The sequence below is a fragment of the Salinimicrobium aquimaris genome (assembly GCF_035607535.1).
Lineage (GTDB): Bacteria > Bacteroidota > Bacteroidia > Flavobacteriales > Flavobacteriaceae > Salinimicrobium.
On record NZ_JAYDZX010000001.1, the window covers coordinates 410,637 to 434,483 of the forward strand.

The 23,847-nt window shown below is 41.9% G+C and carries 18 protein-coding genes; 7 read left to right on the forward strand and 11 right to left on the reverse strand.

Going from position 1 to position 23,847, the window contains the following annotated elements; genetic code table 11:
- Window positions 1-285: 285 nt before the first annotated feature.
- From uvrA to VR862_RS01895, 4 genes are all read left to right on the forward strand, one after another.
- On the forward strand, window positions 286-3,117 hold the full coding sequence (gene uvrA / locus VR862_RS01880) for an excinuclease ABC subunit UvrA (protein ID WP_324719244.1): 2,832 nt from the start codon (window positions 286-288) through the stop codon (window positions 3,115-3,117).
- A 17-nt stretch (window positions 3,118-3,134) separates the two neighbouring features.
- Window positions 3,135-3,824 (forward strand): LOG family protein, encoded by a 690-nt coding sequence (locus VR862_RS01885; protein ID WP_324719245.1) that lies wholly within the window; start codon window positions 3,135-3,137, stop codon window positions 3,822-3,824.
- Between the two features lie 278 nt (window positions 3,825-4,102).
- Window positions 4,103-6,838 (forward strand): gluzincin family metallopeptidase, encoded by a 2,736-nt coding sequence (locus tag VR862_RS01890; RefSeq protein WP_324719246.1) that lies wholly within the window; start codon window positions 4,103-4,105, stop codon window positions 6,836-6,838.
- A 162-nt stretch (window positions 6,839-7,000) separates the two neighbouring features.
- Window positions 7,001-9,415, forward strand: a complete 2,415-nt coding sequence (locus VR862_RS01895; RefSeq protein WP_324719247.1) for an alpha-ketoacid dehydrogenase subunit alpha/beta — start codon at window positions 7,001-7,003, stop codon at window positions 9,413-9,415.
- Between the two features lie 54 nt (window positions 9,416-9,469).
- Here the strand turns inward: VR862_RS01895 and VR862_RS01900 are convergent, their stop codons facing one another.
- The 5 genes from VR862_RS01900 to VR862_RS01920 form a co-directional block, all read right to left on the reverse strand.
- Entirely contained in the window at window positions 9,470-10,018 is a 549-nt protein-coding gene (locus VR862_RS01900) for a hypothetical protein (RefSeq protein WP_324719248.1), read from the reverse strand.
- Between the two features lie 166 nt (window positions 10,019-10,184).
- Window positions 10,185-11,696 carry a PH domain-containing protein gene (locus VR862_RS01905; protein ID WP_324719249.1) on the reverse strand — a complete coding sequence of 504 codons (1,512 nt, stop codon included), beginning with the start codon at window positions 11,694-11,696 and terminating at the stop codon, window positions 10,185-10,187.
- Window positions 11,689-12,222 (reverse strand): PH domain-containing protein, encoded by a 534-nt coding sequence (locus VR862_RS01910; RefSeq protein WP_324719250.1) that lies wholly within the window; start codon window positions 12,220-12,222, stop codon window positions 11,689-11,691. Before VR862_RS01910 ends, VR862_RS01905 begins: the two co-directional genes overlap by 8 nt.
- The gene (locus tag VR862_RS01915) at window positions 12,210-13,049 is read right to left on the reverse strand and encodes a 1,4-dihydroxy-2-naphthoyl-CoA synthase (RefSeq protein ID WP_324719251.1); all 840 of its coding nucleotides are present in this window, start codon (window positions 13,047-13,049) and stop codon (window positions 12,210-12,212) included. Before VR862_RS01915 ends, VR862_RS01910 begins: the two co-directional genes overlap by 13 nt.
- 99 nt (window positions 13,050-13,148) lie before the next feature.
- A complete protein-coding gene (locus VR862_RS01920; protein ID WP_324719252.1) occupies window positions 13,149-13,556 on the reverse strand; it encodes a DUF2059 domain-containing protein in 408 nt (135 codons plus the stop codon).
- 163 nt (window positions 13,557-13,719) lie between these two features.
- Between VR862_RS01920 and VR862_RS01925 the strand changes: the two genes are divergently transcribed.
- A complete protein-coding gene (locus VR862_RS01925; RefSeq protein ID WP_324719253.1) occupies window positions 13,720-14,238 on the forward strand; it encodes a hypothetical protein in 519 nt (172 codons plus the stop codon).
- Here the strand turns inward: VR862_RS01925 and VR862_RS01930 are convergent.
- The 4 genes from VR862_RS01930 to VR862_RS01945 all read right to left on the reverse strand — a co-directional run bounded on the left by VR862_RS01930 (window position 14,235) and on the right by VR862_RS01945 (window position 18,519).
- Window positions 14,235-15,065, reverse strand: coding sequence for a CvfB family protein (locus tag VR862_RS01930; RefSeq protein ID WP_324719254.1), 831 nt, complete (start codon window positions 15,063-15,065; stop codon window positions 14,235-14,237). The genes VR862_RS01925 and VR862_RS01930 overlap by 4 nt on opposite strands.
- A gap of 38 nt (window positions 15,066-15,103) precedes the next feature.
- A complete protein-coding gene (gene menD, locus VR862_RS01935) occupies window positions 15,104-16,834 on the reverse strand; it encodes a 2-succinyl-5-enolpyruvyl-6-hydroxy-3-cyclohexene-1-carboxylic-acid synthase (protein WP_324719255.1) in 1,731 nt (576 codons plus the stop codon).
- Window positions 16,835-16,934: 100 nt separating this feature from the next.
- Window positions 16,935-18,098 carry a chorismate-binding protein gene (locus tag VR862_RS01940; protein ID WP_324719256.1) on the reverse strand — a complete coding sequence of 388 codons (1,164 nt, stop codon included), beginning with the start codon at window positions 18,096-18,098 and terminating at the stop codon, window positions 16,935-16,937.
- Complete coding sequence (locus VR862_RS01945) at window positions 18,091-18,519, reverse strand: PaaI family thioesterase (protein WP_324719257.1); 429 nt, start codon at window positions 18,517-18,519, stop codon at window positions 18,091-18,093. The genes VR862_RS01940 and VR862_RS01945 overlap by 8 nt, the downstream gene beginning before the upstream one ends.
- 47 nt (window positions 18,520-18,566) lie before the next feature.
- Here VR862_RS01945 and VR862_RS01950 point away from each other — a divergent pair, with 47 nt between their 5' ends.
- Window positions 18,567-19,205, forward strand: coding sequence for an alpha/beta hydrolase (locus VR862_RS01950; RefSeq protein ID WP_324719258.1), 639 nt, complete (start codon window positions 18,567-18,569; stop codon window positions 19,203-19,205).
- Between the two features lie 156 nt (window positions 19,206-19,361).
- Here VR862_RS01950 and VR862_RS01955 read toward each other — a convergent pair whose 3' ends face one another.
- Together VR862_RS01955 and dnaK are read right to left on the reverse strand one after the other, a co-directional pair.
- The gene (locus VR862_RS01955) at window positions 19,362-19,748 is read right to left on the reverse strand and encodes a hypothetical protein (RefSeq protein ID WP_324719259.1); all 387 of its coding nucleotides are present in this window, start codon (window positions 19,746-19,748) and stop codon (window positions 19,362-19,364) included.
- Between the two features lie 263 nt (window positions 19,749-20,011).
- Window positions 20,012-21,949 (reverse strand): molecular chaperone DnaK, encoded by a 1,938-nt coding sequence (dnaK, locus tag VR862_RS01960; RefSeq protein WP_324719260.1) that lies wholly within the window; start codon window positions 21,947-21,949, stop codon window positions 20,012-20,014.
- Between the two features lie 197 nt (window positions 21,950-22,146).
- On the opposite strand from dnaK, the gene VR862_RS01965 reads away from it, so the two are divergent.
- Complete coding sequence (locus tag VR862_RS01965) at window positions 22,147-23,571, forward strand: L-serine ammonia-lyase (protein ID WP_324719261.1); 1,425 nt, start codon at window positions 22,147-22,149, stop codon at window positions 23,569-23,571.
- The last annotated feature ends 276 nt before the right edge of the window (window positions 23,572-23,847 follow it).

Genomic DNA, 23,847 nt, shown 5'->3' on the forward strand with positions numbered 1-23,847 from the left:
AGCGTATAAACTGCCTAACTTTCAGAAGTAAAGATATAGAAGCATCTTTAAAAGTAATCCTAAACTTGTGTGCTAATTATCTGACTTATAATTACTTAAAATTCGTTTTTTCCTACAAAAAGATGTCGGTTTAACTTAAAATTAATCTACAAGAAGCTCATCTTAAGAAATTTTTTGACAGAAAAAATTTGGCTTTTGCTATTTTCAGGAGGTCATACCTCTAAGGTTTGTTTCCTTTCTTAATAACTGCAGTTTCAGTACCTTTGCCCCCTTGCAAAAAATTTTATGGCAGTTACAGAAGAATTTATTGAAATACTGGGGGCCCGGGTCCATAATCTTAAGAATATTGACGTAAAAATACCGCGCGAAAAGCTTGTAGTCATTACGGGATTATCGGGTTCAGGTAAGTCCTCCTTGGCCTTCGATACTATCTATGCTGAAGGTCAACGTAGGTACATCGAGACCTTTTCCGCTTACGCCCGCCAGTTTCTTGGAGGGTTGGAAAGACCCGACGTCGATAAAATTGATGGTCTCTCTCCTGTCATTGCTATAGAACAGAAGACAACCAGTAAGAGCCCCAGAAGTACTGTAGGAACCATCACCGAGATCTATGATTTTTTAAGACTCCTGTTTGCCCGTGCTAGTGACGCTTACAGCTTCAACACTGGAGAAAAGATGGTAAGCTATAGCGATGAACAAATCCAGGAATTGATTCTAAAGAATTTCCAGGGTAAAAGGATAAATGTTCTTGCTCCGGTAATTAGGTCCCGAAAAGGGCATTATAGAGAGCTATTTGAGCAAATAGCCAAACAGGGCTTTCTAAAGGTGCGGGTTGATGGAGAGGTAAGGGATATCGTGAAAGGGATGAAGTTGGATCGATACAAGATCCACGAGATTGAAATAGTTGTAGACAGAATTAAAATTTCAGAGGGTGAAGAGTCCGGAAAGCGTCTTTCAGAAAGCATCAAAACGGCCATGCACCATGGAGATGATGTACTCATGATCATGGACCAGGATAGTGGGGAGATCAAATACTTCAGCCGGAATCTCATGTGCCCTACTTCAGGTATTTCCTATCCTAATCCTGAACCGAATAACTTTTCATTCAACTCTCCAAAGGGTGCATGTCCTGTATGTAATGGTATTGGTTCCCTGCATAAGGTCAATGAAAAGAAAATCATTCCTGATCCCTCAAAAAGTATAAAAAATGGCGCTCTTGCCCCACATGGTCCGCAAAAAAAGAACTGGATCTTTAGTCAGCTGCAGTTGATCGCAGAACGTTTTGACTTCAGTCTTACAGATCCTGTAACCAAAATTCCGCAGGAGGCTTTGAACATGATCCTGTATGGCGGCAAGGAAAAATTCAGTAAAGAATCGAAAACCCTGGGTATCACAAGAGAATATAAAATTGATTTTGAAGGGGTCGCTACCTTTATAGAGGAGACCTATGAAAAAAATGAATCTGCCTCTCTACGTCGGTGGGCCAAAGATTACATGGACAAAATTAAATGTCCGGAATGTGAAGGCAGCCGGTTGAAAAAAGAATCTCTCTATTTTAAAGTCAACGGAAAAAATATTGCCGAACTTGCTCAAAAAGATATTGTTGACCTTGCTGCCTGGTTTAAAGATCTGAATTCCCAGCTTTCAGAAAAACAACAGAAAATTGCAGCTGAGGTCATAAAGGAGATCTCTGTACGCCTGCAATTTCTTGTTGATGTAGGGCTGAATTACCTCTCGTTAAACAGAGGCTCAAAATCTCTTTCTGGAGGAGAAGCGCAACGAATCAGGCTGGCCACCCAGATAGGTTCTCAACTTGTAGGTGTGCTTTACATCCTGGATGAGCCCAGTATCGGACTACACCAACGTGATAATGAGAAATTGATCAACTCCCTGGTAGCCCTTAGAGACCTGGGGAATTCAGTAATTGTTGTAGAGCATGATAAGGATATGATCGAAAGGGCAGATCATGTCATTGATATTGGTCCCGAAGCCGGTAGACACGGAGGTGAGATCATAAGTGAAGGAAGTCCTGAAGAAATCCGGAAACACAATACCATTACTGCCAATTATCTCAACGGCAGTATGAAAATAGAGGTTCCAAAAAAGAGGCGGAAAGGGAATGGCAAAAAAATCGAACTCACAGGTGCAACGGGTAATAATCTAAAGAATGTTTCAGTCTCCTTCCCTTTGGGAAAAATGATTGCAGTGACTGGAGTTTCGGGAAGTGGGAAATCTACTTTAGTAAATGAGACCCTCTACCCCATTATGAATGCTCATTACTTTAACGGTGTCAAAAAACCCAAGCCCTACAAGAAAATAAAAGGCCTTGATCATATAGACAAGGTAATAGATATAAACCAAACTCCTATTGGTCGAACACCACGCTCTAATCCCGCTACCTACACAGGTGTTTTTTCTGAAATAAGAAATCTTTTTGCAAAAACTCCTGAAGCAATGATACGGGGTTATAAGCCAGGACGCTTCAGCTTTAATGTCAAAGGCGGAAGATGCGAAACATGTAAAGGTGGAGGTCTGCGCGTGATCGAGATGAATTTTCTTCCAGATGTTTATGTGGAATGTGAAACCTGCCAGGGCAAACGTTTTAATCGTGAAACCTTGGAGATAAGGTACAAAGGCAAATCAATAGCCGATGTGCTGGACATGACAATAAATGAATCGGTGATCTTCTTTGAGAACATACCAAAGATCTACAGAAAGCTTAAGACAATTCAGGATGTTGGATTAGGATATATTACTCTTGGACAGCAGAGTACTACCTTATCGGGAGGGGAAGCTCAACGGATTAAACTCGCAACAGAACTTTCTAAAAGGGATACGGGAAACACCTTTTACATTCTTGATGAACCTACAACGGGTCTACATTTTGAGGATATCCGTGTGCTCATGGAGGTTTTAAATAAGCTCGCGAACAAAGGAAATACAGTACTCATTATTGAGCACAACCTGGATGTGATCAAAATGGCCGATCATATCATTGATATTGGATACGAAGGAGGTAAGAACGGAGGTGAGGTAGTAGCTCAGGGGACACCAGAGGAAGTAGCGAAGGATCCTAAAAGTTACACCGCCCGTTTTCTTCAAAAAGAACTAAATTAGCCGCAATTTGAAATTTTATGAGAACAGAAACAAGAAATAAGAGCTGGAATGAAATAAAAACAAATGACTCCTGGGCCATTTTTAAGATCATGGGAGAATTTGTGAATGGATATGAAAAGTTAAGTCAGATTGGTCCTTGTGTATCAATTTTTGGTTCGGCCAGAACAAAACCCGATCATAAATTCTACAAGTTGACCGAGGAGGTTGCAAAGAAGATTGTAGAACATGGTTATGGGATCATTACCGGAGGAGGTCCCGGGGTAATGGAAGCCGGAAATAAAGGTGCCCACCTTGCCGGAGGTACATCTGTTGGTTTAAATATACATTTGCCTTTTGAACAACACGACAATCCTTATATAGATAGTGACAAGAACATAAACTTTGATTACTTTTTTGTTAGAAAAGTAATGTTCGTAAAATATTCACAGGGTTTTGTTGTAATGCCGGGAGGATTTGGAACTTTGGATGAACTCTTTGAAGCAATCACTCTTATACAAACCAACAAGATCGATAAATTCCCCATCATCCTGGTTGGAAGGGACTTTTGGAGTGGCTTGATAGATTGGGTGCGAACCACTCTACTCGACAGTTTTCAAAATATAAGTGCCGGTGATATCGATATTATTCAGGTCGTTGATACAGCAGACGAGGTGATTGAAATTTTGGACAAATTCTATGAGGAATATAATTTAAGTCCGAACTTCTAATATTCATTGCCGAAGAACACCTTAAAAAAACAGCCTTTTTGACAGGGCTGTTTTTTTATTTTTATTCGGCAGGTACTTTCTTACCGCTCCATCGGGAAGATTTGCCATCTGTCGGTACTAAAATATTACTAATAAGCTGAATTTTATCCAGTGAAATAATATCTTGCATGGCTAATTGGTAATCCCTATCTACTCTATTTAATTTGAACATAAGATTCTTAATCTTTTCAATCCTTGCATTCACCTGCTTACCGATCTTTGGACAACATAACGTCTATTTGAAAGCGGAGCTCAATGATTCCATAAAATCACTTTACATTCAGCAAACGCTGGAATACAGGAACATGAGCAATGATACGCTGCATGAGATATATTTGAGCGATTGGATGAATGCTTTTTCTGATAGTCGCACTCCTCTTGCCCGTCGATTTTACGAAGATTACGATCGCAGTTTCCATTTTGCGAGACAGGAAAAAAGAGGAGGAACTACTATGAACTCTATAATGGGAGATTCCTTTGATCTTCTGGAGTGGGAACGACCCAAAGGACAACCCGATTTGATAAAAATAATTCCGAAGCAGCCTGTAGCGCCTCGTGAGAAATATGTGATCAACCTAAATTACTCGGTCAAGATCCCCAGTGATGAATTTACCCGTTACGGATATCAAAATAACGGGAACTATGGGATGAGATACTGGTTCATTGTTCCAGGAGTTTATAATGATGGCTGGCAGGTATATAGCCATAAAAACCTTAATGATCTTTATCTTCCTAAACTTGCTCTGGACATTCAGCTAACCATTCCTTCAAAACTTGCAGCTATTTCGGCTCTTAAAATGGAAAAAATTGAACCTGAAGGAGGCAAGAAGACGGTTTTCCTGACCGGAGATGAACGATTGGACACTGAACTCTTTCTCACTACAGATGTTGTTTTCGACGACTTAAAAGTTGACAGTCTCCATGTGATAAGCAATATTACAGACAGCGGTGTAAATGCGGGTATGAAATCTTTCTTTGTGAGGAGGATTGTCAATTTCCTCAACAATAATTTGGGCTCCTATCCTCATCCATTTATCTTATCAACTCAACAGGATTATGCTTCAAATCCTGTGTATGGACTAAACCAGCTACCCAAATTTTTGAGACCTTTCCCCGATGGGTTTGGTTATGAGCTTAAACAACTAAAAACCCTTACCGAAAATTACCTTGAAAATACACTCCTGCTGAATCCAAGGGAGGATAAATGGATCTTTGATGCCATACAGATCTACCTGATGATGGAGTATATTGAGGAGCATTACCCCGACTTAAAATTACTGGGGAGTTTAAGTGAAGTCATAGGAGTGAGATGGTTCCATGCCTCCAATCTTTCCTTTAACGATCAATACCCACTCATGTATCTTTTTGTGGCACGTAAGCACCTGGATCAACCGCTCACTACTCCACAGGATTCTTTGATTAAATTCAATAAAAACATTGCCAATCCTTTTAAGGCGGGAGTAGGTATGAATTACTTGGACCATTTTCTCCAGGACAACACCATTTCCTATTCTATCAAAGAGTTTTATGAAAAATACCAGCTTAAACATGTTGATTCACAAGATTTTGAAAACCTGCTTAAATCCAATGCAGGAAAAGATATCAATTGGTTCTTTGATGAATATCTGGATACAAAGGATGAAATCGACTTCAAGATTCGTAGCCTCAACAGAGAGGGGGATTCGCTAAGAGTAACTCTTAGAAACAAAACAGGAACTACTGCACCAATACCGGTCTACGGTCTTCATGATGATGAAATTGTGTTCAAAAAGTGGGTCGAACATTCTCCAGACTACCGTACCGTCTATATTCCCGCCAAACGTGTTAAACAGGTGGCAATAAATCATGAGGGACTGGTTCCTGAGATCAACAGGAGGAATAATTACCGAACTGTAGGTGGTATTATGAACCGTCCTCTACAATTCAGGCTTTTTAAAGATGTCGAAGATCCAAGGTATCAACAGGTTTTCTTTATGCCCGAGTTCCAATATAATTTATATGACGGCCTGGCCCTCGGTGTAAAATTGTACAACAAGACTGTTCTGGATCGCAATTTCGAATATAACTTTTCCCCCTTTTATGCGACAAGGAGTAAAACCATTGTGGGAAATGCAGGGCTGTCCCATCAAATATTTTTTGACGATGGTCTATACTTGATCAAATATGGAATAGGTGGTAGCAGGTATCATTTTGGTTATGACCTCATGTATCAACGTCTCACCCCGTACCTTGCACTTTTCTTCCGGGATTCCTATATGAGAAACGGCAAAAAGGAAAGGATAATGGTACGAAATGTCAATGTATATCGTGACGAGAACGAATTCACAGATCTTGAAATACCAGATTACAGTATTTTTAATATTAACTACTCCTTTAATAATCCAGGGATGGTGACCCGGCTTTCGGGGGCAGTTGATTTCCAGCTCGCACAGCAATTCAGCAAGTCATCCCTAACTCTGGAATACAGTCAATTGCTGAAGAATGACCGGCAGATAAATCTACGCTTCTTTGGTGGCGCCTTTTTGTATAACGATATGCCCCAGTCTGACTACTTTAGTTTTGCCCTGGATCGTCCTACAGATTATCTCTTTGACTATAATTACTACGGAAGAAGTGAAACCAGCGGAGTTTTCAGTCAGCAGATCATTCTTGCTGAAGGTGGGTTCAAATCCATGCTGGAGCCGGAATTTGCCAACCAATGGATCACTACGGTTAACGGAAGCATTACCCTTTGGAAATGGATCTTTGCCTACAGCGATGTGGGACTGGTAAAGAACCGAAATGATGATGCCAAATTGTTATATGATTCCGGAATACGTCTAAGTCTGGTACAGAACTACTTCGAAATTTTCTTTCCGGTCCATTCCAGTGAAGGTTGGGAATTTGAAGGAGGGAATTATGATCAAAAAATCAGGTTCATAGCTACCTTGGACCTACAAACCCTCGCCGGACTCTTTACCCGAAGCTGGTTTTAAGCAATTTTCATTTTCTTAATGAAAATCGACCATTTGAAGATACTTTATATTATTCTCATTATTAAGTAATATTTCTTGATGAAAAACGATTTTTAGCTACTTCTGTTGAATTGTAATTAATCATTGTTTTCTGTACATTTGCTGTAATCTTAAACATGTATTATGCAGAGTGAAACCTCCTCAAAAAGTGCAATTTCTTTTGAAGATTTTAAGGCGCAGGTGCTGAGTGATTATAAGCTGGCGGTAACGAGCCGTGAGTGTAGTCTTTTAGGAAGACGGGAAGTACTCACAGGTAAGGCCAAATTCGGAATTTTTGGTGATGGAAAGGAAGTGCCACAATTGGCATGGGCAAAGGTTTTCGAAAATGGTGATTTCCGGTCGGGCTATTACAGGGATCAGACCTTTATGATGGCTATAGGTGCCATGAATATTCAGCAATTCTTTGCAGGCTTGTATGCCACTACAGATATTGAACAGGAACCCAGTTCTGCCGGCCGACAAATGGGTGGTCATTTTGCCACTCACAGTTTGAATGAGGACGGTACGTGGAAAAATCTCACTCAACAAAAGAACTCCAGTGCAGATATCTCTCCTACCGCGGGTCAAATGCCCCGACTCCTTGGTCTTGCGCAGGCGTCAAAAATCTACAGAAATGTAGAAGGCCTCGATTCCGAAAAATTTTCGAAGAATGGAAATGAAATTGCCTGGGGAACTATAGGTAATGCCAGTACCAGTGAAGGCCTTTTTTGGGAAACCATAAATGCTGCAGGGGTACTTCAGGTCCCCATGGTCATGAACGTTTGGGATGATGAGTATGGAATTTCTGTACATGCGAGACATCAAACCACCAAACAGAATATTTCTGAAGTTCTAAAAGGATTCCAAAGAGACAAGGGAGAAAATAACGGTTACGAAATCTTTACCGTAAATGGTTGGGATTATCCTGCATTAATAGAAACATACGAGAAAGCGAGTAAGCTAGCCAGGGAGGAGCATACTCCTGTTTTGATCCATGTTCAGCAACTCACCCAGCCCCAAGGTCATTCAACATCGGGCTCTCACGAGCGCTACAAGAGTGAAGACAGACTGCAATGGGAACGTGAATACGACTGTAATGTAAAGATGAGAGAGTGGATGATCGCCACAAACATCGCTACAGAGGAAGAGTTACAGGAAATAGAAAAAGACATTAAAAAACAGGTTAGGGATGGCAAGAAGGCCGCCTGGGAAGCCCACATGGCACCTGTTAAGAATAAAGTCCAGGATGTTTTACCGGTGCTCGAGAGAGCGGCAGAAAGTAGCCAGAACAAAAATTTCATTCTTCAGTTAAAGAATGAACTTCAGGGGAACAAAGAACCTCTTAAACGGGATATTCTCGTGGCAGCCCGTAAGACCTTGAGGTACATGAGAGGAGAGGACTCTTCAGCAAAAACAGAACTGATAGATTTCATCGACAAGTTTACTGAAGAAACCCGTCCCCAGTACAGTAGTCATTTATATAGTTCTTCAGAATACAAGGCATTAAACATTGAGCCGGTAGAGCCAACTTATGATGAATCTTCAGAAGATGTTGACGGGCGTCTCATTCTTAGGAATAACTTTGACAAGATCTTTGAAAAACATCCTGAATCACTCATTTTTGGAGAGGATACCGGAGAAATTGGTGACGTAAACCAGGGGCTTGAAGGACTTCAGGAAAAATACGGAGAACTGAGAATTGCCGATACAGGAATACGGGAGGCAACAATTCTGGGACAGGGAATTGGAATGGCCATGAGAGGTCTTCGGCCAATAGCAGAGATCCAGTATCTGGATTATCTACTGTATTCATTACAGATCATGAGTGATGATCTCGCAACCCTCCAGTACAGAACACGCGGAAAACAAAAAGCACCACTTATTATTAGAACCCGTGGACACAGGCTGGAAGGGATCTGGCATAGCGGCTCCCCAATGGGAGGAATCCTTCACTTGATCCGAGGAATTCACGTGCTGGTGCCACGTAACATGACAAAGGCAGCAGGATTCTACAATACCCTGCTGGAGAGTGATGAACCGGCACTGATCGTGGAATCTCTGAATGGTTACCGCCTGAAGGAGAAAATGCCGACTAACCTTGGAGAATTTAAAACTCCTATCGGGGTGGTTGAAACAGTTAAACAAGGTGAAGATATTACCCTTGTCTCCTATGGATCCACTTTACGATTGGTGGAACAGGCAGCTAAAGAGTTACAGGAAGTAGGAATTGATGCCGAAGTAATCGACGTGCAGTCTCTCCTGCCTTTCGATCTTAACAAGGACATAGCAAAGAGCGTTGGAAAGACCAACAGGTTGCTTGTTATTGATGAAGACGTTCCGGGAGGAGCCTCAGCCTATATTCTGCAAAAGATCCTGGAAGAACAGGATGCGTGGAAACAACTCGATAGTAAACCTCAAACTTTAACAGCAAAAGAGCATCGTCCGGCCTACGGAACAGACGGAGATTACTTTTCAAAACCATCTGTAGAAGATATTTTTGAGAAAGTATATGAGATCATGCATGAATCCAATCCTGCAGAATTTCCGGAGTTGAAATAGTACTGTAATTTTTATAATAAAAAGCCACAAGAGCATCTGCCCTTGTGGCTTTTTTTACATCCAGGAGAATTGAGATATTGTTATTCCTCTGTAACAATCGTCCTGGCAACCAAAGGGTACAAAGCCGCACAAGACCATGACCCCTTCTTCATTTGTTTCGAAATAAATTCTGTTTGCATCGGAATCTGCAATAAGGTATTGTGCCAGGCAACTCCTGTAAAGCTCATCCATAGTTACCGGTGCTGCCCCTTCGGAATGCTTCCCAAGATCCTTTTTAGATTCTTCTGCGTAAGAAAAGGTAGTTTTCTTCTTCCCATCTTCTTCTGAGATCACATAAGCTTCGTAATGTCGTGAGATTACTTTTCCTCTCTCTACAGTTATTTTGGTCTCACTGCCGATTCCGGTAAACGACTGCTCAAGAAAAATATAGAAATAGGAATTTTCGTTTTTAGTTTTCAGTTCATCCCATTCCTGTTTACTTTCCATAAAGTTGAACCCATGTTCTCCTTCAATGTTCACATTTTCACGAACAGTTTCAATACTGCAGGATATCAACAGCAAACAAAAAAGAAGAAAAATTAAGTGAGTGTAGTTTTTTTTCATAGCTCCATGTTTTCCTGAAATTTAAAGGAATTTCGAGATATTATTCATAGTTTTAACTCATTTATTTTCAGTTACTTGTAATTATTGTAAATCCTGAAGATTTTTTACATTTACGGAAGAAGACCAGTAAAAAAAGGCATTTTTGAGGGGTGAATGTTCAAAGAAATTACATCCAGGGCCTATTTGTACTTTCAATTTTGAAGAGCAGGTAGTTGATCAAAGGCTGCACCCGGGATTTATACACCATGGGAAAGTGCACATCCCCTCCGGCTGAGTGAAAAGTAAGGTTAATAAGTCCCCTTCTCCTGTACCACAATGGCTGACTCATAGAAACCGACTGCAACCTGAACATCTCCAGATACTCCTCCTTCTGTAGCCAAACACCGGAGTGTTTAATGAGAAAATCCCTGGAAATCCCCAATTTTAATTTTCTAAAGTAGAAGTAATTATATGTTGCAACCAAAAGAATATATACAAATGCAATGGCTGCAAACCAGGCGACTGTGATGAGTTGAGCATAAAAAAATAAAAGGCCTGAAATAATTACCAGAGGAATCATTCCTCTGGAGATCTTACGCCACAATAAGAATTTGCTTGGCAGAATGAAAAAATCCTCCTCTATACTGCTTTTGTAGAAATACTTTTTGACTTGGGACACAACATCTGGAGGTAAGCCAACTACTTTAATCTGATTCTTTTCCAGGTCATTTTCACTGCTGGCCAATGAAATTTTAACCTGATAAAGGTCCATTTTTTGCTGAATAGGATTTGTGAGTACCTGTAAAAGCTGAATTCTACTGGCACGAAGATTTACTCTTGTATTATTTCTAAGTCCCATTTCTACCTGCAAAGTATCCCTGAACTTTTTTAAATGCAGATCAAAATATTTAATGACCGTTTCCCCAACAGTAATAATCATTCCTACTAAAAGAAGAAAGATGATAAGCATGAATTTCCCCTGAGCCCAAAACATTTCTGGCTCCCCGAGTTGAGAGGATAGTTCCTCATTGAACATAAACTGCTCTCTAAGTGTAAAATAAAAAGCTATTATGATCCCAACTCCCCGTAAATAATTGGAGGTTAAACCCAGTTTAAAAAGGGTGAAGAGGCTAACCTTATGCTCCCATTCTGGAACAGCTTTAGAAGTAATATAGTCTTCAGATTCCACAACGCATTCTTCTTCCTCCTGTGGCTGTTTTCTTTCTTCTTCGGCATGTGCCATTAATTTTTCAGCAAGGGAATTCGCCTTCTCCTGACTAAGGGCTCTAATCTCCACTTCTTTTTCCTGACTTCCGGCAGTTTCCACAACTACGCTATAGACCCCAATAACCCTCTGTAGAATATTTCTTTTAAAGTTTACCTGCTGGATCTTCCTGAAAGGAAGGTTGATAGTATCAGTTGAAAAAACGCCTTTTTGGAGCACAAACTCCTCCTTCTTTTCATCGATGTGGAATTTGAAATTCAGAAAATAAAGAATGCTATAGGCGAGACTCAGTAAAAGGATAAGGATGAGCGCAGCACCCGCCAAAAAAAGGGTTCGGGGACTAAATTCTCCAATAGCAAAGTAGATCACCATAACCCAAAGGTTTCGGGCTATGTGGTAAAGAGAGGTAGCAAATATTAGGACGAGACCTACTACAGATTGCCGTTGAGGCTGTGCAAAACTGAAATCAGGCATGTTTATAGATTCGGGAAGAAATTTCCTCTTTTACAGAGGTAGCTGTTGCAGGATCAAGACCGGGAACGCTGATATCACTTCCAGATCCCCCCGCTGTAAATACTTTTACAGTGGCAATATTCAGCATTTTATCCAAAAAGGAACGTTCAACCGAAACATGCTGAATCCTGTTGAAAGGAACAACAGTAGTGCGTTCAAATAAAAAGCCTCTCTTGAAAATAATATCCTGCTCCCTTAAACCATAACCACTTCTCCTAATATACATGACATTGTTAAAAAATGTCCATGCAAGGATAACTGCCAGGAAAGCCACTCCCCACCAAAGCCACTTGTGGACCTGTGGAGGTGAAAAATAAAATGCCACTACAAGCCCAATTGTGAAGAACAGGAAAGAAGTAACTGTTCCCACCTGCAATTTCACCAGGTACTTCCTGGAGATCGGTTGCAGTTTTACCTCCTCAAGCTTTGGAAGGGATTCTACCTCCAGCTGAAAGTTAGAGAATCGCTCTGCTTCTAAGGAATCCATTTCTTATCGAAGTTTGGTTTTCTCTTTTCTAAAAAGGCATTACGCCCTTCTTTTGCTTCATCGGTCATATAGGCCAACCGGGTTGCTTCTCCGGCAAAGACTTGTTGCCCTACCATACCATCGTCTGTTAGGTTCATCGCGAATTTCAACATCTTGATAGAAGTTGGAGACTTTGCAAGGATCTCCTGCGCCCATTCGTAAGCTGTATTTTCCAATTCATCGTGCGGTACAACGGCATTGACCATCCCCATTTCAAAAGCTTCCTGAGCCGAATAATTCCTTCCTAAAAAGAAGATCTCCCGGGCTTTTTTTTGCCCCACCATTTTCGCGAGGTAAGCTGAACCGTACCCGCCATCGAAGCTGGTTACATCGGCATCGGTCTGCTTAAAGATAGCATGTTCTTTACTGGCCAATGTAAGGTCACAAACCACATGAAGACTGTGGCCGCCACCTACAGCCCAACCCGGAACAACGGCAATAACTGCTTTAGGCATGAACCTTATTAATCGCTGCACTTCCAGGATGTTTAACCGATGCATACCGTCCTCGCCTACATATCCCTGATGCCCCCGGGCTCTTTGATCTCCCCCGCTGCAAAAGCTGTAAACCCCGTCCTTAGGAGAAGGTCCTTCAGCAGAAAGAAGCACTACTCCAATAGATGTATCTTCCTGAGCATCGTAAAAAGCATCATACAGCTCACTGGTAGTTTTTGGCCTAAAGGCATTACGCACTTCAGGTCGGTTAAAAGCTATTCGCGCAACTCCATTGCTCTTTTTATAGGTAATATCTTCGTATTCTTTAGCCGTTTGCCAATTAATAGTAGTCATAGTAAGTTAATTTCAGTAAAAATATGGTTTTCCCACAAGAAAGGCCAATAAAAAAGTCCGTCGTTAGAGGACGGACTTTTCTAAAAATATGGCAAACATTTACTGCTGCATGTATTTCATCATTATAGGCTGCAGCTCCTGCCCCCACTGCTGACCTATTTCCATACCTTTTCTGGTAAGCTCTGGAGTAATGGCCCTCATCTTTTCCCCTACCGGAGTTTGATAAAAAGCAAGAATCTCATCAATTTCAGCTTCTGTGAATTCTTCAATATATACCTGAGCCAATTTGGTGTAAATATCTTCCAGGCTTGTCATCATTTCCTTTTTAAATGCCTCTCTATTTTCTTCGGGCATCATTTTGACGATAGGTTCCAGTATAATATCGAATTGTTGGCCCGAAGTCATTTTAATTAGTTCAACGGCTTTTTTCTGAACGTCATTTTTTACCTGAGCCTGAGACTGAAATCCCATAAACATCAGAAATACCACGCATAATACTTTTTTCATAAAGAAGGTTTTATTGTTAGCAGCAAAAATAATAGTTTAATTTAGTCTTCAAAGATTTAACCTGGCCATAGCTTAAAACGCATTTACAATAGAAAAAATCAAGAGCAGGCATCGCCTTTATTAAATTTGTACGGTTTTTGATTCTTAGCCACAAACACTAAATATGAAAAAACTCTTCCTTCTTTCTTTGATCCTTTTTGGTGTAAGCGGGTATGCTCAGGAATTTTCTGCCGATGCTGGGTACAGTGAAGTCTTTAAGCAACTGGAATTTTCGCCATTTGAGGAGATCACAATAGGTTTGAAGGAGGTAAGACCGAGTCTTGCTTTGCCTTTGCCCCAGCTTCCGGAAAGAGAATTTACTATTAGAGAAGTAGATTTTACCAGGAAAGAGGTTAAAAGACAGGTGAACCTTATTGCGATGATGGAAAGAAAACGCTACGAAAAGGAGAAGGGCTCAGTTGATCTCGATTCCCCAATGCCAGATGTGAGCACCGGGGAAAAGGCCCTCATTGAGATCACCAACGACATTAGGATGCGCGACCGCAGTTCAAACTTCGATATTTATACCGGACAAAAGAAAATTCCTGCTTATGAAGAAATGCAGACCCCGCTGTTCCGGCGCAATTATTCACCTTATTCCGGAAGAGGATATATTTCCCCTAACGTCTATTACAGCCCTTAATTGAGATAAATTCCGTTTTCCTTTATCTCGACCTTCCGTTGTTTGTAAAGGTTTCCTAATGCACGCTTAAAGCTCTTTTTGCTCATTTGCACCTCTTTTTGAACTTCTTGTGGAGAAGATTTATCTGTGAGCGGTAAAAAACCTCCTTTTATTTCAAGCAGCGTTAGAAGTTCCTGAGCATTAGGTTCAATACTACGATATCCGGGACGTTGCAATGTGATATCAATTTTCCCGTCGGGGCGGGTTTTCTTTACAAATCCTTTAAGTCTGTCACCTACGTGCAATTTTTGAAATACATCATCCTTGTACAGCAGTCCTTTATGGATCTCATTGACAATCACATTCCAGCCAAGTTCAGTTGGATTGGCAATGATCAAATCCACCTCTTCGTATGCTTCCACCGTTAACTGGGAGTTATCAAGGAAGGCATCTACTTTACTTGATCCAACCAACCTGTCTGTAAGTTCGTCGAGATAGCAGAAAATGAGATAGCGCTCTCCCTGGCGCATCTTTACTGCCTGTTCCTTAAAGGGCACAAAAAGATGTTTTTCAAGTCCCCAATCCATAAAAGCACCAATTTCACTCACCTCTACACATTTCAAAAAGCCAAATTCATCCAGCTTTACAAAAGGTCTCAAGGTTGTTGCCACCGGTCGCTCCTCGTGATCCAGATAAACGAAAACTTTTATTTCATCCCCAATTTCAAAAGTCGCTGGTTTGTATTTATTCGGTAACAATACCTCATTCCCGTCATCATCTTTAAGAAAAAGTCCGGGTTCTGTATCGCGATCGATCTTGAGGGTGTGATATTCTCCAATGGCAAGCATAAAATCAAATTTTTGGCAAAGTTACTTATAATAAATGGCTATTTCACGAAGCTGAAATATTCCAGCAACACCTCATCATTTACTTTTCGCGGAGTGAAGATCTCCAGAACCTTCGGCTTTTCTGAAGTGTCAAAAAAGCTGTTTAATTGTTGTTCTATTTCTTCGGAAGTTTTAGCTGAAGTATATTCAAAACCGTACAGGTCACAAACCGGTTTAGCATTGAGATCATGTACTGTCTCAAAATACTTGTCAAAAGTTTCAGTGTTCTTTTCCCCCGGGAGTATCCTGAAAATTCCGCCACCCTGGTTATTGAGTATAATGATCCTGAAATTATTCGGAATATTTTTGTTCCACAATGCATTGCTGTCGTAGAAAAAGCTGAGATCTCCTGTGACCATCAACACCGGCTCTTTTGAGATCATCGCAGCCCCTACCGAAGTCGAAATACTGCCGTCAATCCCGCTGGTCCCGCGGTTACAGTAGATCTTCAGGCTTTCTTTCCATCTAAAGAGCTGGGCATATCTTATAACAGAACTATTGCCGAGGTGAAGAATGTAATTTTCGGGCACTGCCGGACAAATAAGCTGCATAGCCTTAAGATCTGAATAAGGAATCCTTCCCATGTAATCCTCATGCTTCACTTTCCTCCTGCTCCTTACCTCCTGCCAGTACTCGGCATAATTACTTTCTGAAATCCCGGTAAGCGGCAAGAACTGACCGAAAAACGAATTGACCGAAGTTTCGAAATGCTTATTCAGACAAAAGAAGGTATTATATGCCTTTTTTGGATCCACATGCCAATGCTGTTTCGGTTGATAATTCCGAAGAAAGGCCTTGATCTTTTTGGAAACGATCATTCCTCCGAAGGTGAGGAGAATTTCCGGCTGCAGATTGTCAAAGAGCTGCTCCCGGTTCTCATCTTTTTCAATGGGACCTACAATGGTATCAATTCGAGTGAAGAAGTTTTCCTGGTGCACATTGGAGGTAGTTTCAGTAAAAACAATGACAGAAGGATCATTAGCCAAACGATCTAAAAACTCCTGCTCCACTGCATTTGGCGGAGAAACCCCAATGATCACCATTTTTCTCGCAGCCTTGTTCCAAAGATCGGCATAAGCTTTCAACTGCTTTTTTGAGTAGGTTCTTTCAATGATCTCCGGAAGTATCTGGATAGGATTCACCTCCACATCCTCAACAGTTCCATAGAGCGGCTCGTAGAACGGCACGTTTATATGCACCGGCCCCTTCTCCTCTACCGCTTTGTTTAGGGCCAGATTGATCTCCCGCTCGTTATGCTTCTGAGATTCAAACTGCTTCTGCTGAAGTTTTTTATCAGTGGCCTCATTCTCCAAAACCAATTCAGAATGCAGATTAGCCGAGTACAAAATATGGTTCTCAAAAATGTTCTTTTGACGAATAGTTTGTCCGTCGCCAATATCTATGCGCTCGATTGGCCTATCAGCAGAGATCACAACGAGCGGAATGTCGCTGTAAAAAGCCTCCGCCACTGCCGGATAATAGTTGAGCAATGCCGATCCGGAAGTGCAGACCACCGCTACCGGTTTCTGCAGTTGCTGCGCCATACCAATAGCCACAAAAGCAGCACAGCGTTCGTCGACTACGCTGTAGGTTTTAATATTTGGATGATGTACGAATCCGTTGGTCAATGGCGCATTTCTGGAGCCGGGAGAGATCACCACATGATGAATTCCCTTGGCTTCACATAGTGCGACTATAGATCTTGCGACCGGTATATTTGGGTGTTTCAAATTTCAAAGGTTTTTCCTCCGCAACAAGACCTCACAGGTTTTGGAAACCTGTGAGGTCTAATCTTAAACGGAAAATATATTTTTATCCAAATTTAAGAATTTACTTAAACAGCACTCTTTTCATCGTCTCCGCCTTATTCACCGTCTCCTGCCACTCATCTTCGGCCACGGAATCTTTGGTGATCCCTCCGCCAACAAACAGCACCGCCTTTTCTTCTTCAATCTTCATACAGCGGAGATTTACGTAAAGATCGGTTTCTATTTTTACCGCTCTATAAGCGAGGTTTTCTACATTTCTTCTTGTTCGACTTCGCTGTACATTTTTCTGAACATTAATTTCTCCAAGAAATCCCGTGTAGAATTCCCTCTTATAATTTTCTTCTGAAAGAATGAATTCTTTTGCTTTTTCCTTCGGAAGTCCGCATACCGCCGGAGTTGGATGAAGGGCAGATACTATATTTTTAATACTAAAATTTGGAATTTCGTTCCTGGAATTTGAAATTTTCCCTATAATGTCCGTCCTCAGGTGCAAAAGATTTCCTGCCCTGGCGGTATGAGGATCTGATATTACCAGATCTTCCACACTCGAAGATTTTAGGCTCTCCACAATGGAGTCAGTCACAAATTGCTGCTCCTGCTGCTCCTTTTCGCCCCAGTTTACGTCGATGGTTCCAGAATATTTCTGCGTACCGGCCAGGGCCATGGTTTTAAAGCGACTGCCTTCAATTTTCAGCAGCGTTTCCGGCGTTGCGCCAAGCCAGCAGCCGACCTTCGGGTGAAACCAGCAATAGACAAAAGCTGCGGAATAAGTTTTAAGCAATTCATTGAACAGCTTCAGCGGATTAGGATCATCCAGTTTCACCATTTCCTTCCGGGAGAGCACCACCTTCTCCATTTCTCCGGCTTTTAAAGCCTCAACTGCTTTCTTCACCAGCTCAACATGAACCGACCTTTTTTCTTCCGGATTTTGCCTTTTTTGAAAGGTAACGGGAGTCGGAAATCCTTCAGAAACTACCTGCTCAAAAATGAAATTTTCCGAAGCATTTTCAGGAAAAAGAATAGCTTTTATTTCTGAGGTGTCAAAAGGGGCAAAAACAAACCCGCTTTCGCTGAAGTCTTCAGTATAAATTAACTGGTCGTCCTGTTGTAAAAAAGCTGTTACTTCTCCTGAACTTCTCCCTATGACAGGCTTACGATAAGCCACAAAAGGCAGGTTTTGCAAATACTGAGCCTCCAGTTTTTGAAAAAAATCGGCTTCAGGCATTGGTTTTCTTTTTCGGAAGTGTAATGGTCGTAAGCTTCACTACAGAAATCAGGTTTTCAGCTTCATCGGTGATCCTGATGTTCCAGAGTTGTGTGGTGCGGCCTTTATGAAGATATGTAGCTTTTGCATAAACAAAACCTTCAGAAATACTTTTTAAATGATTGGCAGAGATCTCGATCCCGCGGACGAAAAACTCATCTGTGTTCAAAAAGACATAACTGGCAAGACTGCCCACGCTTTCGGCCAGCGCAACGGTAGCACCGCCGTGTAATACTCCGTCTGGTTGATGAACTTTAGAGGTCACAGGCATTTTGGCCACCAGGTAATCCTCCCCCACTTCAGTAAATTCAATATCAAGAGTTTCCATGAGCGTGTTCTTCGATACTTTCTTCGACAGCTCAAGAATTTCCTCTTTGGTCATAGCAAATAGATTGGTTTCTTTGTAAAAGTACAAAACCACCCGATAATATGGATGAAAAGCAGGTTTCTTATCGCACCACAAATACCTATAGCACATTAAATGCTTTCACTGACAAAACTGAAAACGTCTGGGTGGTTTTCCACGGAATTGGTTACCTAAGTCGCTATTTTCTAAAATACTTTCGCCACCTTACCCAGGAGAAGAATTATATAATCGCGCCACAGGCGCCTTCAAAATACTATCTCAACGAAAAATATGAGCACGTTGGCGCCTCCTGGGCAACCCGTGAAAATACTGAACTGGAGATACAGAACGTGCTGGCATACCTGGATGAACTATACGAACAGGAAGGTCTCAAAAATGCCAAAAACCTAATCCTTTTCGGCTACTCCCAGGGCGTCTCCATCGTCACCCGCTGGATCGCCCGGCGCCAGATCAATTGCTCCAAGCTCATCCTGAATTCCGGTCGCTTACCCAAAGAACTTAAGCCGGAAGATTTTATCTTTTTAAAAGAAACACAGATCTCCTTCGTCTATGGAACTGAAGATCCCTTTGTCAACAAAGAATTTCTGGAGTCGGAGGAAAAAAGGATCAGGGAATTATTTCCGAAGAATTTGAATTTTATTCCTTTTGATGGAGGGCATGAGGTGAATAAGGATGTGATTGGTAGACTTGTGGAGGAATAGTGTTTTGCTGACCGCTCCGGCTGTTAGAAACAAAAGGCAAAAGGCAAAAGGCAAGAACCAAGAGCCAGGAATCAAGAGACAAGAGACAAGAATCAAGAGCCAAGAGCCAAGATTAAAGACTTTCTAAGTGCCGTCATCCTGAACCGGTTTCAGGATCTATTCATTACAAAAGAAAATTTCCTCTGCCTCACTTCCCCGGTTATTTATAAATTCCCTGCTCTCTTCGGGATCGAATTCTTCAATTATTTCCCCTTTACAATTATACAGGTCTATTTCATTTACAGCATTGCAAAGTGGATCTGTCACCTGTTTATAAAAAACTGTCTCTCCCTCGTAAGTTGTTTTTAGAATAGAAACTCTACAGGAGTATTCTCCGCACCCCAGCTCTGCTATTAAATTTTGAAACCACTCAAGTTCTACAGGATTTTCTCCCGTACATGCATTTTGCAATATTAATGCTGAGCTGTCTATTACTTCATCATCACTACCACTGCAGGAGACCAAAATTGTATATAGAAACAACGTAAAGGTTATTTTTTTCATGTCGGCTTTTACTAAGATGACTCAAAATCCATAAAAGGTTGCGTATTGCATCAAATAAGGTGACAATTTATTCAAAACATAGAGTACTTCTTCCTTAGTCAGTCATAAAAGAGACACTAGCTCTTCTCCATTTTAAAAAGGTGCTGCTCTAAATTATCCTAAAACAAAAAAGCGCTGCCAAATTTGACAGCGCTTTTATATTCTCTCCAAAATCCTCCCTCACTAAGGGGAGGTTAGAAACCTGCCTGCCGGCAGGCAGGGGTTTATTTTACTTCTTCGAAGTCAACGTCTTCTACATCGTCACCTTGCTTGGCGTCACCTCCGGCTTGTCCTCCGGTTGAACCCTGAGCTCCCGCTCCAGGTCCACCTTCAGGGCCACCAGGTTGTCCGCCGGCTTCGGCTTGTGCTTTGTACATTTCTTCAGAAGCGACTTTCCATGCCTCATTGATTTTATCCAATGCCGGCTGAATAGTTTCTACTTCTTTAGTTTCATAAGCTTTCTTCAGCTCTTCCAAAGCATCTTCGATTGGCTTCTTCTTATCATCAGAAAGTTTATCTCCAAATTCTTTCAGCTGCTTTTCAGTCTGGAAGATCATAGCATCAGCTTCATTCAGCTTATCTACTTTTTCTTTGGCTTTTTTATCGCTTTCAGCATTCGCTTCAGCTTCCTGCTTCATCTTTTGGATCTCTTCTTCGGTAAGACCGGAAGAGGCCTCGATTCTAATATCCTGAGATTTACCGGTAGCTTTATCTGTAGCGCTTACTTTGATAATACCGTTAGCATCAATGTCAAAGGTCACTTCAATTTGAGGTGTTCCTCTTGGTGCCGGTGGAATTCCGTCAAGGTGGAATCTACCAATAGTTTTGTTATCGGCAGCCATTGGGCGCTCACCCTGTAACACGTGGATCTCAACAGATGGCTGATTGTCGGCCGCAGTAGAGAATACCTGTGATTTCTTAGTTGGGATAGTTGTGTTAGACTCGATAAGTTTAGTCATTACACCTCCCATAGTTTCAATACCAAGAGACAGCGGAGTTACATCTAGAAGCAATACGTCTTTCACATCTCCTGTCAATACACCACCCTGGATCGCAGCACCAATGGCCACAACCTCATCAGGGTTTACACCTTTAGATGGTTTCTTACCAAAGAACTTCTCAACTTCTTCCTGGATCTTAGGAATACGGGTTGATCCACCAACAAGAATTACCTCGTCGATATCACTTTTTGAAAGACCTGCATCGCTAAGTGCTTTTTGAACCGGATCCATAGAACGCTTCACAAGGTTATCGGCAAGTTGCTCGAATTTAGATCTTGTAAGAGTTTCTACAAGGTGCTTAGGTCCGCTAGCCGTAGCAGTTACGTATGGCAGGTTAATTTCAGTTTGAGAAGAAGAGGAAAGCTCAATTTTAGCTTTTTCTGCAGCTTCTTTCAAACGCTGAAGTGCCATAGGATCTTTTCTCAAGTCGATATCCTCAGCTTTCTGGAAAGTATCGGCAAGATAGTCGATGATCACCTCATCAAAATCATCACCTCCAAGGTGAGTATCACCATTTGTAGAAAGTACTTCAAATACTCCGTCTCCTAATTCAAGGATAGAGATATCGAAGGTACCACCACCAAGGTCATAAACAGCAATCTTTTGATCCTGAGATTTTTTGTCAAGTCCGTAAGCCAGTGCAGCTGCAGTTGGCTCGTTAATAATACGTCTTACTTTAAGACCAGCAATCTCCCCGGCTTCTTTTGTAGCCTGACGCTGAGAGTCATTAAAGTAAGCCGGTACGGTAATTACGGCTTCATTAACATCCTGTCCAAGATAATCTTCGGCAGTTTTCTTCATTTTCTGAAGCACCATCGCAGAAAGTTCCTGCGGAGTATACTTACGTCCGTCGATCTCCACACGCGGAGTATCATTATCACCTTTTACTACTTTATAAGGAACCCTTCCGGCTTCTTTAGAAACTTCGGAATATTTGTTACCCATGAACCTCTTGATAGAGGAAATAGTTTTTTGCGGGTTGGTCACAGCCTGGCGCTTTGCAGGATCCCCTACTTTTATTTCGCCTCCTTCTACAAAAGCAATTACAGAAGGAGTAGTTCTTTTTCCTTCGGCGTTAGGTATTACCGTTGGCTCGTTACCTTCCATTACGGCAACACAGGAGTTGGTAGTACCTAAGTCGATTCCAATTATTTTACTCATAATTCTATAGGTTGTTATTTATTATTTCTGATTTTTTTTTGAACAACCACTTAAAGTCAATCATTATGCCAGCAGAAATTATATGACAGGATGTCATTTTTGACACCTGAAGGTCGGCAAATGCTACAAATTTTGGCAAGGATTTTTATTCTGAAAATGCTGAATGGATTATTACCTTTGCGCGCTAAAGATTGAGAATGGAGAGTATCAGCGTTTTTGACATGCTTAAAATAGGAGTTGGTCCTTCCAGCTCACATACCCTGGGTCCATGGCGGGCTGCCGAAAGATGGGTCGGGGAATTAAAGCAATCGGGGAAATTTGACCAGGTCGAAAAGGTAACCGTAAATCTTTACGGGTCTCTTTCCCTTACCGGAAAAGGCCACGCTACAGATCTGGCTTCGGTGCTGGGTCTATTGGGTTATGATCCTGTCACTGTTCCCGTAGAAAATATTGATCCTGAAATCAATAACATCCGGACTTTTCACCGCCTTAACCTGAATGGCGAACGCAGTATTGACTTCGACCTCGAAAACGATATCGTCTTTAATAGGAAATTCCTGCCGTTCCATCCCAACGGAATGAAATTCACCGCCCTCCTTTCCTCAGGAAAAACCACCTCCTCCACTTTCTACTCCATCGGCGGCGGATTCGTAGTAAAGGAAGAACGCAAAAACGCCAAGAAGCAGCTAAAGAAGTTCAAAGAATTTCCGTTCCCTATTGTAAAGGGAACAGATCTGGCAGCATTTTGTAAGCAGGAGAACAAGAAGATCTCTGAAATAGTTTACGAAAATGAAAAATCCCTTCGTACCGAAGAAGAAATAGACGCCGGATTAAAGGCTGTGTGGGACGTGATGCTGGAATCCATGTATTTGGGCTGCCACACCGAAGGAACTCTTCCCGGCGGATTGAACGTGCGCCGCCGTGCTCCCGATTCTCATAAGAAACTTATAGGGGATTCAAAATATGACACTAAGGAAGAATGGATTGAAGCCATAAGAAATACCGAAGTGAAATTCCGTTCTATCCTGAAGTGGGTTAGTTGCTTTGCCCTGGGGGTAAATGAAGTTAATGCCTCTTTAGGCCGCGTAGTAACAGCACCTACAAATGGAAGTGCCGGAGTAATTCCAGCGGTATTGATGTACTATCTCACCATTGAAAATCACGATGCCGGATTCGAAAAGATCAAGCAGTTCCTTTTAGTGGCCGGAGAAATTGGCAGTTTATTCAAGAAAGGAGCAACTATATCTGCCGCAATGGGAGGTTGCCAGGCAGAAATTGGTGTTTCTTCCTCTATGGCCGCCGGAGCTTTAACCGAAGTTATGGGAGGTACTCCCGAACAAGTCATGATGGCCAGCGAGATTGCCATGGAACACCACCTTGGCCTCACCTGCGACCCCATCGCCGGACTCGTTCAGATTCCCTGTATCGAAAGAAATTCCATGGGTGCCATCAAAGCCATTAACGCCGCTGAAATGGCATTGGATGCAGATCTTATCCACGCCAAAGTTCCACTTGACAAGGTCATCGAAACTATGTGGGAAACAGCAAAAGACATGAATTCGAAGTATAAAGAAACTTCGGAAGGCGGATTGGCGGTGAGAGTGAGTTTGAGTGACTGCTAGGACCACCCCGCCCTCCGGGCACCCCTCCTTGAAAAAAGGAGGGGAACACCTTGAAGTCACAGGTGACTTCCTGCCTTCGGCAGGAGCTGTGACCCAAAAATCCATTCTTCTGGATATTACCTGCAAAAGCTAATATAGGTCTTACATCTCCTTCTGTCAAAGGTTGAAGGAATGCAAAGCAGAATTCAAATTTGAAACCTCTTTCCTCTCGAAGAGAGTGAACGCGCAGCGGAATTATAAACTTGAACTCCCTCCACTTGTGGAGGGTTTCGCGCA

What these genes read in the sequence shown, in the direction of transcription:
- uvrA (WP_324719244.1), top strand. Translation starts at nt 286, where the DNA reads ATGGCAGTTACAGAAGAATTTATTGAAATACTGGGGGCCCGGGTCCAT.
- VR862_RS01885 (WP_324719245.1), top strand. Translation starts at nt 3,135, where the DNA reads ATGAGAACAGAAACAAGAAATAAGAGCTGGAATGAAATAAAAACAAAT.
- VR862_RS01895 (WP_324719247.1), top strand. Translation starts at nt 7,001, where the DNA reads ATGCAGAGTGAAACCTCCTCAAAAAGTGCAATTTCTTTTGAAGATTTT.
- VR862_RS01900 (WP_324719248.1), bottom strand. Translation starts at nt 10,018, where the DNA reads ATGAAAAAAAACTACACTCACTTAATTTTTCTTCTTTTTTGTTTGCTG.
- VR862_RS01905 (WP_324719249.1), bottom strand. Translation starts at nt 11,696, where the DNA reads ATGCCTGATTTCAGTTTTGCACAGCCTCAACGGCAATCTGTAGTAGGT.
- VR862_RS01910 (WP_324719250.1), bottom strand. Translation starts at nt 12,222, where the DNA reads ATGGATTCCTTAGAAGCAGAGCGATTCTCTAACTTTCAGCTGGAGGTA.
- VR862_RS01915 (WP_324719251.1), bottom strand. Translation starts at nt 13,049, where the DNA reads ATGACTACTATTAATTGGCAAACGGCTAAAGAATACGAAGATATTACC.
- VR862_RS01920 (WP_324719252.1), bottom strand. Translation starts at nt 13,556, where the DNA reads ATGAAAAAAGTATTATGCGTGGTATTTCTGATGTTTATGGGATTTCAG.
- VR862_RS01925 (WP_324719253.1), top strand. Translation starts at nt 13,720, where the DNA reads ATGAAAAAACTCTTCCTTCTTTCTTTGATCCTTTTTGGTGTAAGCGGG.
- VR862_RS01930 (WP_324719254.1), bottom strand. Translation starts at nt 15,065, where the DNA reads ATGCTTGCCATTGGAGAATATCACACCCTCAAGATCGATCGCGATACA.
- VR862_RS01940 (WP_324719256.1), bottom strand. Translation starts at nt 18,098, where the DNA reads ATGCCTGAAGCCGATTTTTTTCAAAAACTGGAGGCTCAGTATTTGCAA.
- VR862_RS01945 (WP_324719257.1), bottom strand. Translation starts at nt 18,519, where the DNA reads ATGACCAAAGAGGAAATTCTTGAGCTGTCGAAGAAAGTATCGAAGAAC.
- VR862_RS01950 (WP_324719258.1), top strand. Translation starts at nt 18,567, where the DNA reads ATGGATGAAAAGCAGGTTTCTTATCGCACCACAAATACCTATAGCACA.
- VR862_RS01955 (WP_324719259.1), bottom strand. Translation starts at nt 19,748, where the DNA reads ATGAAAAAAATAACCTTTACGTTGTTTCTATATACAATTTTGGTCTCC.
- dnaK (WP_324719260.1), bottom strand. Translation starts at nt 21,949, where the DNA reads ATGAGTAAAATAATTGGAATCGACTTAGGTACTACCAACTCCTGTGTT.
- VR862_RS01965 (WP_324719261.1), top strand. Translation starts at nt 22,147, where the DNA reads ATGGAGAGTATCAGCGTTTTTGACATGCTTAAAATAGGAGTTGGTCCT.